This is a genomic window from Sabulibacter ruber (assembly GCF_017355955.1).
GTDB lineage: Bacteria > Bacteroidota > Bacteroidia > Cytophagales > Hymenobacteraceae > Nibribacter > Nibribacter ruber_A.
Map to the genome: position 1 here is coordinate 556,118 of NZ_JAFFID010000003.1, position 14,937 is coordinate 571,054.

Genomic DNA, 14,937 nt, shown 5'->3' on the forward strand with positions numbered 1-14,937 from the left:
TAAACACAGCTACAACTTCACTGATGGAGGGAAAGTGGAGGAAAGTGGAGCAAAATTCCGTAACTTTGCAGCATGGCGTGGAAAACCAGAAATATTGTGCTGCTAGCCTTGGCATTTTGCCTCCTGACGGGCTCCGTTGGGGTGGCGGCCACTCAGCGTTTCTGCGCCATGCTGGGCATGCCCGTTTCGCCGGATTCTGGGGAAAAGGGGCAGAAAATGAACTGCTGCACCAAAAAGCAGAAACCCGCCTGCCCTGAAACCACGGCTAAAGTGGACAAAGCCAAATGCTGCTCCATTTCTGTGACGCACCATAAGCTGGACGTTCAGTCTGCCCTTAAGTTTGACAAGGTGGAAATGGTGGCGCTGCCGCCCATGCTGGTCAATACGTTCCTCCTCCCACCAACTCCCACTTCAATCCAAACCAAGGCGTGGCCACTCTATTCTGACACGTCTCCGCCGGTTGCCGGAAGAGAACTCCTGCACCGTCTGCACATCCTTAACATTTAGGCTACCCGTCTCTTCGCTCTATAGAGTTGAAGCAGCATTACCTGCGCTTCCGCTTTTCCAGAAAAGATGTTATACCTAAATGAATTCAACTTATGTCTTCTTATAATAGTCGTGCTTTCTGGGCATTGACTCTTCTAGGGCTCCTCACTCCTTTCCTGGGTTGGGCCCAGAACCTCTCGGGCCGCGTGGTAGACGCCGCCAACGCAACTCCTTTGATTGGCGCCTCTGTGGTGTGGCTAGGCACCAGCCAGGCCACCAGCACCGATGGTACCGGCTTCTTTTCCCTTAAACCTGCTCCCGCGGGCCAAACCGCGGTGGTGGTCAGTTACATTGGGTACAAATCTGATACCGTCCAGGTACAAGGCCATGAAAACCCGGTGGTGAAGCTGAAAGCCCTCACCGCCTTGCAGGAAGTGACCGTAACCGGCAAGCAAGACCGCTACTCAGCCCTTACACCCACCAACTCGCAGGTGATCACGGCCAAGGACCTGACCAAATCCGCGTGCTGTAACCTGGCCGAAAGCTTCGAGACGAACGCCTCCGTGGAGGTTTCTACCTCCGATGCGGTTTCCGGGGCCAAGCAGATCCAGATGCTGGGACTGGATGGCGCCTACACCCTCATGACCACCGACAACGTACCGGCTCTGCGCGGTTTGGCTACACCTTACCGGTTGAACTACCTGTCTGGTACGTATATTGAGGCCATTGACATTATTAAAGGAACCGGCTCGGTGCTGAACGGCTATGAGTCTATCTCGGGTCAGGTGAACGTGCGGCTGAAAGATCCCGAGAAATCGGATCGTTTGTACGTGAACCTGTACGGCAACAGCCTGGCCAAGTGGGACGCCAACGTGAACACCTCATTCACGCTCACCCCAAAACTGAGCACCGTGCTCATGCTGCACACCGACCAGATCAGCAACCGCGTGGACCGCAACAATGACGGCTTCCTGGACCTTCCGCTGGGCAAGCACTACAATGTGTTCAACAAATGGAAGTACAATACCGGCAAGCAGTGGGTGGCGGAAATTGGCTTCCAGGCCCTCCGCGAAACCCGCACCGGTGGGCAGGTGGGCTACCGTTCTGGCATGCCGCAGCGCGAAGGCAGTTTCTACGGCACTGAGTCAGAGACCGACCGGGTGAGCGGCTTTTCCAAGACTTCTTACACGTTCAAAAACAAACCGTACCAGAGCATCGGGCTGATTTTATCCGGGACGCGGCACGTGTTTGACTCGCATTATGGCGTCCGGAACTATGACGGGCACCAGAACAGCGGCTTGGCTAACTTAATCTTCCAGTCGGCGTTTGGGAACACGGCCCACACCTACAAAACCGGCTTGAGCTACCAGTACGAAGATTACAAAGAGAACCTGGCCGGACAGAAACTGAGCCGCAAAGAGCGCGTGCCGGGGGCGTTTTTCGAGTACATTTACCAAAACAGCGCCAATCTGACGTTGGTGGGCGGCATCCGCGCCGATCATCACAACCTGTACGGCTGGGTGTACACGCCACGGTTCAACGTGAAGTACGATTTAAACCCGAACTCTATTCTGCGTTTAGCGGCTGGGAAAGGCTTCAGGGTTGCTAACCCGATTGCCGAGAACGTGGCCTCCCTCATCAGTAACCGGGCTTTCTACTTCCAGAACGATCTGCAGCCCGAGAAAGCCTGGAACCTGGGCGGAAGCTTTACGCAGTACTTTGAGGTGGGCGAGCGCAAAGGCGCTTTCATCACAGACTACTACTACACCACGTTCCAGAACCAGATTGTGCCCGATATGTACAGCAGCCCGTACCAGGTAGCGTTTACCAACCTGAACGGCCGCTCGTTCTCCAAAAGCTTCCAGGCCGAGCTGCAGTATGAACTCACCTCCATGCTGGACATCAAGGCGGCCTACAAGTATTTTGACGTGCGCACTACCTACAATGACCAATTGCTGCGTCGGCCGTTCATCCCCAACCACCGGGCGTTCCTGAACCTGGGTTTCGCGACACCTTTTGACAAGTGGCGCGCCGACCTGACCGCCCAATGGTTTGGGAAGCGCGAAGTTCCTTCCATGGAGCATGACATGAACCAGCACGAAAGCTCCATCATGACCAGAACTGTTCACCCCTACGCGGTGTTTAATGGACAGATCACCCGCGCTTTCAAACGCTGGGAGGTGTACCTGGGCGGCGAAAACCTGTTGGATTACAAGCAAAAAGACCCGATTATTGCCGCTGACCAACCCTTCAGCCAGAACTTTGACGCCAGCATGGTGTGGGCTCCGGTCATTGGGCGCGTGATTTACGCCGGCATGCGGTTTACCATTAAATAATTTGATTGTTGGTTGTTCATTGTTGATTGCTGGTTTTAAGATTCAATCTGATTTTAGAGCAAACAATTAGCAACGAACAATCAACAACCCACCCATTTTGGCCTGATTTTGGTAAATCAGCCTTAAAACAGAAATTAACTTTTAACGAATACCATCAACCTCAAACCAAAACATATGAAAACCCTCAAAATCTGGATGCTTTCTTTCATGCTGATCAGTGTAGCTTCTTTCGGGTTTGCCCAGGGCGGCAAAAAAGGCGAGGAAGTGAAAATCAAAACCTCGGCGGTGTGCGGCATGTGCAAAGCCACCATTGAAAAAGGCATGGCCTATGAGAAAGGCGTAGAGAAAGCCACCCTGGATGTGGACAGCAAAATCCTGACGGTTACATACAATCCGCAGAAAACGTCTGTGGACAAGCTGAAAAAAGCCGTGAACGAATTAGGCTATGACGCCGATGACGCTCCAGCCACTCCGCGGGCCTATGACCGTTTAGATGCCTGCTGCAAAAAAGACGCTGGAAACCACAAATAAGAATATCAGACCTTCCTTGAAAAGCCCGCTCCTGAGCGGGCTTTTTTTGTTTCAATCCAGCGCTGCTTGAAAACTGAACCCAGGTAAAACTTTGCACTTACGGGCTGCTTCTGATTTAAACATCCTGATGCTGAACTATTTGTTTTTTCACTGATTTACTTTTCAGGAAATCTAATCCAGTATTTACCCCGTAAGTACAATCCGTACAAATACTCACACTATGAAAACAATCATTTTTATCCACGGCATGTTCCAGAACTCCAAAAGCTGGGATAACTGGGTGGCGTACTTCACCCAACGTGGCTACAACTGTTTAGCGCCTTCCTGGCCCCTGCACGAAGGCGAACCAGCGCAACTGCGCGCCAACCCGCCGGCGGGGTTAGGTGAGTTGGGGCTAGACGAGGTAACCACGGCCATTGAAACCCTTATCCTGAACCAAGGCACCAAACCCATTGTGATCGGCCACTCGGTGGGCGGGTTGCTGACCCAGGTGTTCGCCAACCGGGGCCTGATTGAGGCCGGAGTACCCATCAGCTCGGTGGCTCCTAACGGCATGATCGATTTTGACCTGGCATTTTTCAAGAACAGCGCCACCATTGCCAATCCGCTGAAAGGCGACGAGCCCGTGTTCATGGATTTGGAGACTTTCCATGCCTCCTTTGCCAATACCCTGAGCGAAGCAGAAGTACGTGAGGCCTACGAACGCACTGCCACCCACGACAGCCGCAACGTTTTCCGCGACTGCATGGGCTCGGCCGGAAGAGTGGTCCTGGACAAACCCCACGTTCCGCTGCTGTTCATCTCGGGCTCGGAAGACAAAATCTGTCCTGCCGACCTCATCAGCAAAAACGTGAAAGCCTATGACCAGGAGACCGGCGTGGTAGACCTCAAAGAATTCCCGAACCGGAGCCACTTCATCTGCGGCGAACCCGGCTGGGAAGAAGTAGCCGAAACCGTTTACCAGTGGCTCCAGACCAACACTACTGGCGTCACCCAGGCTTCCTACACGGCCGGTGGTAACATCGCGCTGTAGTCTGACCTATCAATTGGAGAGGCGTTTGGTGCGAGTTTTTGGAAAATAGCCCCAAAACGCCTCTCATTTCTTTTTATAGCCCTATAATTTCAGCCAAGCCTTCAACAAACCGCGGAAAGCATTACTTTTAGAAGCGAATAGAAAATCATCAGCTTCTGACCTTATTCTTAATGCGATTCCCGAAACCACTCATTGCGCTGGCGTTGCTGGCGTTGAGCAGTAGTACATTTGCCCAACAGCAATTGCCCATGCCCCGCAACATTGCCGCCGCCTACCAGAAAGGCACCCGCAGCATGAGCGGCGCACCCGGCCAGAACTACTGGCAGAACACCGCCGATTACACCATCAAGATTGACTACAACCCCACCTCCCGCCTCCTGGCCGGTACCGTGGACATTGACTACACCAACAACAGCCCAGACACGCTCAAGCAGATTGTCTTCAAACTGTACCCCAACCTGTACCAGAAAGGTGCGCCGCGGGCTAGCAGCATTGACTCCAAAGACGTGAGCGAAGGCGTGCAGATTGAGCGCCTGAGCGTGAACGGCGAAGGCCAGGACGTGCAGAAACTCAGGATAGACGCCACCAACCTGACCATGCGCATCAAACCGCTGGCACCCAAGCAGAAAGCCAGATTCAATATTGCCTATCACTACACCTTGAACGAGGGCTCGCACATGCGCACCGGGCAGGTAGATCCGCAGGGCGCCGCGTTTGTGGCTTACTTCTTCCCCCGCATTGCCGTGTATGACGATGTGGAAGGCTGGAACCGCATTCCGTACCTGGGTCCGCAGGAGTTTTACAACGATTTCTGCCGTTTCAACACTGAGATCACCGTTCCCAAAGACTTCGTGGTGTGGGCTACCGGCGACCTTAGAAATGCCTCCGAGGTATTCACGAAGAAATTCGCGAAGCGCCTGCAGGACGCGGAGAAGAAAGACGCCATTGTGGCCATCATTGACAGCGTGGATCTGAAGCGCGGCAACATCACCGCCCAGAACGCCCGCAACACCTGGAAGTTTGAGGCCGATAACGTGGTGGATTTCGCCTTCGCCACCTCTAATCATTATCTCTGGAACTCCACCAGCCTGGTAGTAGACCCAAAAACCAAACGCCGCACCCGGGTAGATGTGGCCTTCAATCCGGCGCACAGAGATTTCTATGAGGTGATTCACTTCGCCCGGAAAACGGTGGAAGCCATGAGCTACTCGTTCCCTAAGTGGCCTTTCCCCTACTCGCATGAAACCGTGTTCGATGGGTTGGACCAGATGGAATACCCCATGATGGTGAACGACAACCCCGTGGAAACCCGCGAAGACGCCATCACCCTCACCGACCACGAGATCTTCCATACCATGTTCCCCTTCTACATGGGCACCAACGAGACCAAGTACGGCTGGATGGACGAAGGCTGGGCCACCATCGGGGAATGGCTTATCTCGCCCATGATCGAGCCCAAGATGGTAGACGATTACGGCGTGGAGCCTTACTCCATGATGGCCGGCACCGAGATTGACTTACCCATCACCACGCTTTCCACCCAGCAATCCGGCACGGCGTTCTTTTTGAATTCGTATCCTAAACCGGCCTTTGGGTATTTGTATGTGAAAGACCTGTTGGGCGATGAATTGTTCACCAAGGCGCTGCACCACTACATCACCCAATGGAACGGCAAGCACCCGCTGCCCTGGGATTTCTTCAACGCCATGAACGCCGGGGCCGGCCGAGACCTGAATTGGTTCTGGCAGCGCTGGTTCTTTGACAACGGAGTTCCCGATCTGGCCATCGCCAACGTACAGCAGCAGAACGGCGCGTATCAGGTCACCGTGGAATCCAAGGGCACCAAACCCGTACCGGTGGATTTGGTCATCACCTACGCCGATAATTCCACCTCCACCGTGCACAAAACCATTGCCGTTTGGGAAACCGGCGTTAAAACCACTCAACTGGAATTTACAGCCCAGAAGCCGGTGAAAAAGCTGGAACTGAAACACACCCACACCTCAGACGCCAACCGCGCTGATAATGTGTATGTGGTGAAATAAGGATTATTATACACCCTCAACTTTATACACCCTCACCTTGTCATCTTGGAAAGATCTTGTGAACAAACCTTAGTAGCGCTAATTCAGAGCCTTTCTAGTTCGCCCACAAGATCCTTCCAGGATGACAGAAAAGGAAGATCGATGTCAATTCAAGAAGATCGCAGTCAATCCGCTTCAAAACAAAATCGGGGTAAGAGAAAAGACGCTCTCTTACCCCGATTTTTGTTTTTGGCCTGTTTCTCAGAAACCAGACCAAAATCTCTACTTCCCTTTCACCAGCCGGTCTTTCTCCTGGTAGAGCTTCCACCAGGGAAGATAGGGCTTGTCATGGTGCTCATAATGGTACCCGAAGAAGTAGCAGCTCAGGAAGGCCCAAAGATGGTTTCGGCTCTGGGTGCCGGATTTGTGTTTGTTGTCAGGCTCATGCTCTCCGCGGTGCGGAAGATAGGTCCCGAAGTAAAACAACTGGAACGTAGCCAATACCGAGGGGACCATCCAGAAAAGGATGATGTTCTCCACCGGAAACCACAGTTGCAGCAAGTGATACGTGCCCGCCATCAAAAGCACCTGAAATACTGTTATGTACTGGCTGGCAAAACTGAAGAACCAAAGAAAGAAGTTGCCGCCGTGGTAATCGGGGTCCTCCTCGGTGGCGACGTGCCGATGGTGCAGGTGGTGTTTGGGGTAAAGGCGTCCGTAATAATTGTACGCGAAAAGCCCGGCGGTAATGGTACCGATGATGGTATTGAGCTTTTTGTTTCCGGGCGCTACTACCCCATGCATGGCATCATGGGCCGTAATGAAAAGGCCGGTGTACAAATGCATCATCACCAGCACGGCCAGATAAGTGAACGGCGAAGCAAAATCCACCTTCCAGTGCAGCAGAACCCACAGCGTACTACTCCAAGCCAGCAGGATAACCAGCGCGATGATGATTCCGGTGTGTTTTCTAAAAAACTGGCTCAAAACGGATACTACTTGGTGTGCTCTCTGATTACGAAGGTATCGAATCTTTTGGTGTGGACCGAAGGGAAGGCTGAACGGAAAGTACCGGGTGCCCTTAAAAGGTCAAAAGCGCCTCCCGTACTTCTTCCATCAGCCACATGGGCGTAGAAGTGGCCCCGCAAACCCCAATGGTATCTCCCTCAGAAAACCACTCTGGATTCAGTTCTTCTACTTTTGATACGAAGTACGTGTTAGGATTGGTGTCTTTGCAGACCTGGTACAACACCCTGCCGTTAGAGGATTTGGTACCGGACACAAACACCACCTTGTCAAACCTGCGGGCAAACAAGCGCAATTCCTTGTCACGGTTAGAAACCTGCCGGCAAATGGTATCATTGGCGTCTACTGAGTACCCACGGCTTTCCAACTCGCCTTTGATACGGTAGAAATTATCGGTGCTTTTGGTGGTTTGGCTGTAGAGCGTGATGTTTTGGGGTAACTCATGGCGGAGCAGTTCGTCCAGGTTCTCAAACACTACTGCCTCATTGTTGGTCTGGCCCAACAAACCCACCACCTCAGCGTGGCCATGCTTTCCGTAGATAAAAATCTTGTCTTTTTTGTCGAAGGAGGTTTTGATGCGATTCTGAAGTTTCAGTACCACCGGGCAGGAAGCATCAACCAAGGTCAGATTGTTCTCCAGGGCGGTCTGGTAGGTGGAGGGCGGCTCCCCGTGGGCCCTGATCAACACCGATTCGTTTTGGAGCGTTTTCAGCGTGTCGTGGGTGATGATGCGCAAGCCTTTTTTCTGGAGGCGTTCCACCTCTTCGTCATTATGTACAATATCGCCCAGGCAGTACAGGTAATCCTGTTCTTCCAGCAAGTCCTCGGCCATCTGGATGGCGTAGATCACCCCAAAGCAGAAGCCCGAATTTGAATCAATATGTACCTGTAGCTGACGCATATCTGTTAAACAAATTCCCTCATCGGTTTGTTTGCACGCACTTGTGATTTTTGCTTAAAATATTCACCCAACAGAATGATATTCAACTGTAAGCTCATGGGCACTGCAACATACGCCACTTACCGCCTGCTCAGATTTTCCTAACACAAGTACTGCCAGTTAGCATGGCATACCCTAGTTTGCCAAAAGATATCAACGGTCAAACCATGAAACACAAGTCCAAAAGGAGATAGCTCATAAATTCAATTTAGCCACCTGCTTTTGCTCCTGCTCCGTAAGCAGGTCTTTGCGTAACAGGAAGTCTCGCATGATTTTAACGGTCTCAGAAGAGATTCCTGAGCGTGGGTGTTTCAGGATGGCGGCCATGAACACCTTTTTATCCTCTTCCAGGTTCGGGCTCATGTTCAGGTAGCGCGGAATGTAATTTTCAATGGAAAACCGCAGAAAGCGTACCTCAGGGTCTTGTTTGTCCAGGGCCACGGCCTGCTCAAAAACCGCTGCGCTTTGCCGCAGGTATTTGATTTTATTGATTGGGCTCCAGACGTGCTTGGCCATAATAGCATGTGATACAGCCTTATAGCCCAGTTTGAGTGGATCATTCCCCTGGTACTTGTCCATGAGGCTGATAAACTTCTTGGCAATTGCTTCGTCCTTGGCTGCTGTCTGGTAATAATTCAACAGAGTTGAATGGGCGTACGGATCCGTTTTTTGGGAAAACGGAACAAATACAAGGCAAAGCGATATAAGAGTAGCGAGTATCTGCATTAGATTGTATTAAACTGGTACCTAATGTACGAACCCAGCAATAGGGCTAGTTTCGTATTATCAGGCACTCTTACGCGTTCTGCCATAATATGGGCAGCCGGGAGTTCCTTAATTTTTTTAAATAACTTCAAATAGTAGATGTACGCCAGGTAAACTCCCAATCGTGCGCCCTTCGGCAGGCCTAGAATGCCTTGGTAGGCATCGTCAAAGTCTTTCTGAATATCGGCTTCAATCTCTTCTTTGTCTTTGTTACAGAAGGAGATGAAATCTACCTGCGGAAAATACACACGGCCCCGGTCATGGAAATCACTGCGGATGTCGCGCAGGAAGTTCACTTTCTGGAATGCAGCACCCAAAGAACAGGCGGGGGCTTTCAAACGCTCAAACATCGCCTCGTCGCCTTCACAGAACACCCGCAAACACATCAGCCCTACTACTTCGGCCGAGCCGTAGATGTACTCATCATACAAATCGCAGTCATATTTGTGGTCCAGCAGGTCCATTTCCATACTGTGCAGAAAGGCATCTATGTACTCCAAATCAATGCCATACTGGTTCACCACTATCTGAAAGGCATGCAGTACCGGGTTCAGGCTGATTCTTTCTTCAATGGCCTGGTAGGTTTCTTGTCTGAAACGCTCCAGCAGGGCGGCCTTGTCATGGGTGTGGAAGGTATCCACTATCTCATCGGCGAAGCGCACAAACCCATAAATGGCGTAAATGGGGTCATGAAAGCGCGGATGCATGGTTTTGATCCCCAGCGTGAAGGAAGTGCTGTACCGCTGCGTAATAAGCTTACTGCACTCCAGGGTGGTGGTATCAAACAAGTTCATGGGCGACTGCGTCATCTTCAAACGGTTAAAGTGGTTTCCTGCGGGGCAAACTCTTTCTGGACTTCTGAGGCCACTACCTGCCCGGAGATAAGGGAAGGCGGCACCCCGGGGCCCGGTACGGTTAATTGCCCGGTGTAAAACAGGTTGCGTACTTTTTTGCTTTTAAGGCTGGGCTTAAGCATTGCCGTTTGCAGCAAGGTATTGGCCAGCCCGTACGCATTCCCTTTGAACGCATGGTAATCTTTCATGAAATCCTGGTGGGCGTAAGAACGCTTAAAGACAACATGGCGCCGGATGTCCTGCCCCATGATTCGCTCCAGTCGCTCCATCACCATCTGGTAATAATGTTCCCGCATCTCTTCAGTGTCTTGAAGGTCAGGGGCAACGGGTATTAAGATAAACAAATTTTCTTTTCCTTCAGGCGCCACAGAGGCATCTGTTATAGAAGGGGCAGACACGTAAAACAAGGGTTTCTTGGGCCAGGCAGGTTGGGTGTAAATCTCATGGGCGTGCGGCCCAAAATCCTCGTCAAAAAACAGGTTGTGGTGGCGAAGGCCCTGTAGCTTTTTGTCTACGCCCAGGTAATAAATGAGCGACGAAGGTGCCATCACACGGGTATCCCAGTATTTTTCCGTATAACTACGCGCTTCGGCGGGTAACAGTTGTGTTTCTACGTGGTGGTAATCTGATCCGCCAATCACCACTTCTGGCTCGTAGGTGCCTTTGGCCGTCACTACCTTAGAGATAAGTCCGTTCTGTAGTTCCAACTTCTGCACCTCCTCCCCCAGCCTAATGTCTACCCCTTGCTCCTTTGCCAAGGCTACCATGCCCTCCACAATCTTGTGCATGCCTCCCATGGGGTACCAGGTGCCCAAGGCCATGTCTGCGTAGTTCATAAGGCTGTACAGGGCCGGCGTATTTTCGGGCAAAGCCCCCAGAAACAGAATGGGAAACTCCATCAACTGGATGAGCCGCGGATGCTTGAAGTACTTGCGCACGTGCTTGTGCATAGACTGAAACACGTCTAGGCGCAGAACGTCTACCAGCAGCTTTACATCTATAAACTCCGTGAACGACCGGCTGGGTTTGTAAACCAGGTTATTGATGCCCACTTCATATTTATAGGCCGCTTGTTTCAGGAATAACCTTAGTTTCTCGGCAGAACCAGGCTCTAAAGACTCAAACAGGGCCTCCAGTTCTGGCATGCTGGCGGGCAGTTCAATGGCATCTCCCTTGCCATACAGCACCTGGTACGATGGATCTAGCCGAAGCAACTGGTAGTAATCTGAGGTGCTTTTCCCGAATTTCTGGAAAAACTGCTCAAAAACGTCTGGCATCCAGTACCAACTGGGGCCCATGTCAAAGGTGAACCCCTCGGCTTGAAACACCCGAGCTCTTCCCCCGGCCACGTCATTTTTCTCCAGCAGTGTCACGGCATAACCTGCCTGGGCCAGACTTGCAGCGGCGGCTAACCCGGCGAATCCGGCTCCTATGACAATTGCTTTGGTTTTGGGAGAATCATGCATGGTAAAGGTGTGTCAAATTGTAGAGGTCAGTACAGATACGTAAAAACTAGAATATAGTAGAAACTAAATACTAGAATTTCTCCGGTTTCTGTCTAAAGCAAGCTTCCCCTGTTGGGCGGCAAGGCTTTAAGGTATAGGTTCAGGAACTAGTCAGCGAAGGCGTACACCTTCAGTTCCTGTTTCAATTCTTTGCGGGCCAGGTGAATCCGGTTTTTCACGGTTCCAATGGGCAGTTTCAATTGATCAGCAATCTCCAAGTACTTGTAGCCCACATAGTACATCATGAAAGGCGAACGCAATTCCTCGGGCAGCTTCTCAATGGCATCATTGATGTCTTTCAAGGCGAACTCACCAGCGGCACCATTCACAGCGATCATGCGCTCATCTGAAGGGTGGAACTGAATATACTCAGTTGTATCCACATTGCTGCTACGCTTGGTGATTTTGTTGTAATGGTTGATGAACGTGTTGCGCATGATGGTGTACAACCACGCTTTCAGGTTTGTCCCTGCCTTGAACTTGTCTCTGTTCACGAAAGCCTTCAGCAGGGTTTCCTGCACTAAATCCTTCGCATCATCACTATCACGAGTCAGGTTGTACGCGGCCGGACGGAGGGTGGGCGCCATGCGCTCTACTACGGAGGTAAATTCTAGTGCAGTCATTTTGTTTAACCTTTAATATCAAACGTTAAACAATTTTACGCAAACAAATTTATTAAAGCCATCTTTGTTCAAACTTTTTTTCTTAAGAATAAACACTCCTAAAGAAGCATATTAATATTCTAAGCTGAAACAAGGCTGAATTAAGAAGCCATAGCAGAAGCGCTCACCCCCAAGCACCACCTGTAAAAGTTTGGGCGAGAGGACAAAAATGAGGCAGGAACCACCTGCAGGCGTTTTAAACAGGATTTTAGGAAAGGATAGCTGCTTTTTGCAGAGCAACTTAAAGAATGAGATTCACCCAGCGGCGGTTTTGAGGCTGTTTTCAGGGAAACACCTTAAAAACAATCCATAACCAGTTTATGGAAGATTAAATAGCGTTGACTGTTGAAGGATTGCGCAGGAAAATTGAAACAAAACGATTACCTGGTTTAAGCATGGGCGGTGTTGAAACGGGCCAGCCACTTTTCAAATTCCTCCATCTTCTCAAAATACATAACCCGCTTAGGCAAGCTATCTTTCATGCTATGCAAAATATAGCCGCTTATCAATAACTCTGTGCCTGGTACTTCTTTGAGTAACTGCTGCAGGTATTCTTCTACTTCTGAGCGGGGCGGCGTGGTGGTAAAGGCAGAGCAGATATAATCTGGGTTGAACTGCTGGGCAGCTTTCACCAGATCAGACAAGGGCAAATGCTGGCCAAGGTATAAGGTACGGCAGCCCGCTGCCCTAAACTGGTAATGCGAATAGAGCAGCGAAAGCTCATGCAACTCACCCTCTGGCAAATACAACAGCACTTTGGGAGCGTCTGACGTGCGGCTGAGAACCTGCCCGTCAATAGCCACCAGCATTTTCTGCCGGATCAGCTGGCTGATGAAATGCTCATGGGCCGGCGTAATGTTTCCGGTCTGCCACAGCAAGCCAATTTTGTTCAGGAAAGGATAGATGATCTGTTTTACCGAGGCGGGAAACCCCAGTTGCAGCACGGCTCTGCCCAACACCCGCTCAAAGAGCCCTTCGTCCATCTCCACCATGGCCACAATCAACTGACTGATGAACTGGTCCTTGCCCAGATCGGCCTCGGTCAGTTTCAGGACCTCACGGGCCACCTGCTCGGGCATCAATCTGGCTATTTTGGAGATCTTATATCCTTCCTGGTACAGCAAAGCCACGTTGAGCAGGTTCTTCAGGTCTGCATCATCGTAGTACCGGATATTGGTAGTAGTCCGCTTTGGGGCCAACAGTTGGTACCGTTGCTCCCAAATACGAATAGTGTGGGCCTTTATACCCGACAAATGCTCTAACTCTTTAATAGAGTAATGCGCCACAGGAGAGAGTTTAGAAACGAAACGTAAAGTTAACGCTTCCGGGCAATACGAAAGAACTTAGGATGCACCCAGAGCATGCCAAATGACTCTGAGCCGTCTTTCCCTTTGGTTTTATGGTGGACTTTGTGCGCTATGTCTAAGGCCCTGAAGTAGGTGTTCTTTGTTTTCCCGAACAGCTTGAGCCGCCGATGGATAAACAAATCATGCACCAGGAAGTAAGCCGCGCCGTACAGCGAGATACCTACGCCAATCCAGAACCGATAGTCCAGCGTCTCCGTCCCATAAATGAAGCACAGAGCAGCAATCACGCCGTAGAACATGAACGAGACATCGTTCAGCTCAAAGATGTGGTTGTGCTTGGTGTGGTGTGACTTATGGATGCTCCACAAGAAACCGTGCAACACGTATTTGTGCACACTCCACGCCACCAGCTCCATGGTAACAAAGGTTCCTATTACTATCGCCGCGTTCGTCAGCATATTCTCTCAACCAACAGGTTGGCTAATTGTTTTTTAAGAAATCAGAAAAGTGGTGTAAGAACTCCTTACGTAGGGGTTGCAGCTTACAAAAAGCGCCAGAAATCTACTACTTTCTGGCGCTTTCCGCTAACAGCACTTTTAAACGGAAGCACCTCCCGCACAGTTTTCCTCTCTTTTACCAGGTAATGGGTTGCTTGGCAAGAAACGACTGGATGCCACGCTGGCTGTCACCGGTGGCACGGGCCAGGGCGTTCCGCTCCGTGGCGTACTCCAGGGCATCTCTTAAAGGCAGTTCCTGCACATGGGCAATCATTTCCTTGGTTACTTCCATGGCGTTGCCAGAGTTTTCCACGCAAAGCCGCTGGGCTAAGGCAGCAACGCGCTCGCTTAACTGCTCTTCTGGCACCACCTCGTTCACCAACCCAAAAGATTTAGCTTTTTCGGCCGAGATCAAGTCGCCGGTCAAGAGCAGTTCTTTGGCCCGGGCCTCCCCTATCTTGCGCAGCAGGAACACTTTTACCAAAGCAGGCAGAAAACCTATTTTCACCTCGGTATAGCCAAATTTGGCCGAATTCACCGTGTAGGCAAAATCACACACCGTGGCCAACCCGCAGCCGCCCGCAATGGCGTGCCCCTGAACCTCGGCAATGACTACTTTCTTGAGGGTGTAAATGAGGTAGAAAAGCTGCATGAGGTGGGCAGAGTCTTCCAGGTTCTCGTGGTAAGAATCATGGTGCAGTTCGTGCAGGTATTCCAGGTCTACGCCGGAGCAGAATACCGGTCCGGCTGCCCTGAGCACTATTACCTTACATTCCTCCTCGTTCTCTGCATGATCAAAGGCCAGTTTCAGCTCAGATACCATCTGGGCGTTCAGCGCATTCCGTTTCTCTGGCCTGTTCAACGTGATAAACCCAACCCGATCTTTGATTTGGTAATCTATGTATTGAAGAGTAAGTGCTTCTTTGATTGTTGTTTGTAAGTGTTCCATGGTTCTTTCTACGAAGCATTAG

At 51.0% G+C, this 14,937-nt stretch carries 14 protein-coding genes; 5 read left to right on the plus strand and 9 right to left on the minus strand.

Annotated features, from left to right (window positions below):
• Window positions 1–72: 72 nt before the first annotated feature.
• The 5 genes from JT719_RS17865 to JT719_RS17885 all read left to right on the plus strand — a co-directional run bounded on the left by JT719_RS17865 (window position 73) and on the right by JT719_RS17885 (window position 6,431).
• Entirely contained in the window at window positions 73–507 is a 435-nt protein-coding gene (locus JT719_RS17865) for an HYC_CC_PP family protein (RefSeq protein WP_207435011.1), read from the plus strand.
• Window positions 508–599: 92 nt separating this feature from the next.
• On the plus strand, window positions 600–2,822 hold the full coding sequence (locus JT719_RS17870; RefSeq protein WP_207435012.1) for a TonB-dependent receptor: 2,223 nt from the start codon (window positions 600–602) through the stop codon (window positions 2,820–2,822).
• Window positions 2,823–2,996: 174 nt separating this feature from the next.
• On the plus strand, window positions 2,997–3,353 hold the full coding sequence (locus tag JT719_RS17875) for a heavy-metal-associated domain-containing protein (protein ID WP_207435013.1): 357 nt from the start codon (window positions 2,997–2,999) through the stop codon (window positions 3,351–3,353).
• 220 nt (window positions 3,354–3,573) lie between these two features.
• Entirely contained in the window at window positions 3,574–4,386 is an 813-nt protein-coding gene (locus JT719_RS17880) for an alpha/beta hydrolase (protein WP_207435014.1), read from the plus strand.
• A 170-nt stretch (window positions 4,387–4,556) separates the two neighbouring features.
• On the plus strand, window positions 4,557–6,431 hold the full coding sequence (locus tag JT719_RS17885) for a M1 family metallopeptidase (protein ID WP_207435015.1): 1,875 nt from the start codon (window positions 4,557–4,559) through the stop codon (window positions 6,429–6,431).
• 261 nt (window positions 6,432–6,692) lie between these two features.
• On the opposite strand, the gene JT719_RS17890 is transcribed toward JT719_RS17885, so the two are convergent.
• From JT719_RS17890 to JT719_RS17930, 9 genes are all read right to left on the minus strand, one after another.
• Complete coding sequence (locus JT719_RS17890) at window positions 6,693–7,397, minus strand: fatty acid desaturase (protein WP_207435016.1); 705 nt, start codon at window positions 7,395–7,397, stop codon at window positions 6,693–6,695.
• A 94-nt stretch (window positions 7,398–7,491) separates the two neighbouring features.
• Window positions 7,492–8,337 (minus strand): 4-hydroxy-3-methylbut-2-enyl diphosphate reductase, encoded by an 846-nt coding sequence (locus JT719_RS17895; RefSeq protein ID WP_207435017.1) that lies wholly within the window; start codon window positions 8,335–8,337, stop codon window positions 7,492–7,494.
• Between the two features lie 234 nt (window positions 8,338–8,571).
• Window positions 8,572–9,015 carry a hypothetical protein gene (locus tag JT719_RS17900; protein ID WP_207435019.1) on the minus strand — a complete coding sequence of 148 codons (444 nt, stop codon included), beginning with the start codon at window positions 9,013–9,015 and terminating at the stop codon, window positions 8,572–8,574.
• Between the two features lie 86 nt (window positions 9,016–9,101).
• Window positions 9,102–9,950, minus strand: a complete 849-nt coding sequence (locus JT719_RS17905) for a phytoene/squalene synthase family protein (RefSeq protein ID WP_423227980.1) — start codon at window positions 9,948–9,950, stop codon at window positions 9,102–9,104.
• Between the two features lie 2 nt (window positions 9,951–9,952).
• On the minus strand, window positions 9,953–11,461 hold the full coding sequence (locus JT719_RS17910) for a phytoene desaturase family protein (protein ID WP_207435020.1): 1,509 nt from the start codon (window positions 11,459–11,461) through the stop codon (window positions 9,953–9,955).
• A 146-nt stretch (window positions 11,462–11,607) separates the two neighbouring features.
• The gene (locus JT719_RS17915; protein ID WP_207435021.1) at window positions 11,608–12,123 is read right to left on the minus strand and encodes an RNA polymerase sigma factor; all 516 of its coding nucleotides are present in this window, start codon (window positions 12,121–12,123) and stop codon (window positions 11,608–11,610) included.
• A gap of 428 nt (window positions 12,124–12,551) precedes the next feature.
• A complete protein-coding gene (locus JT719_RS17920) occupies window positions 12,552–13,448 on the minus strand; it encodes a MerR family transcriptional regulator (RefSeq protein ID WP_207435024.1) in 897 nt (298 codons plus the stop codon).
• Window positions 13,449–13,477: 29 nt separating this feature from the next.
• The gene (locus JT719_RS17925) at window positions 13,478–13,927 is read right to left on the minus strand and encodes a sterol desaturase family protein (RefSeq protein ID WP_207435028.1); all 450 of its coding nucleotides are present in this window, start codon (window positions 13,925–13,927) and stop codon (window positions 13,478–13,480) included.
• A gap of 175 nt (window positions 13,928–14,102) precedes the next feature.
• Entirely contained in the window at window positions 14,103–14,915 is an 813-nt protein-coding gene (locus JT719_RS17930) for an enoyl-CoA hydratase/isomerase family protein (RefSeq protein WP_207435029.1), read from the minus strand.
• Between the last annotated feature and the right edge of the window lie 22 nt (window positions 14,916–14,937).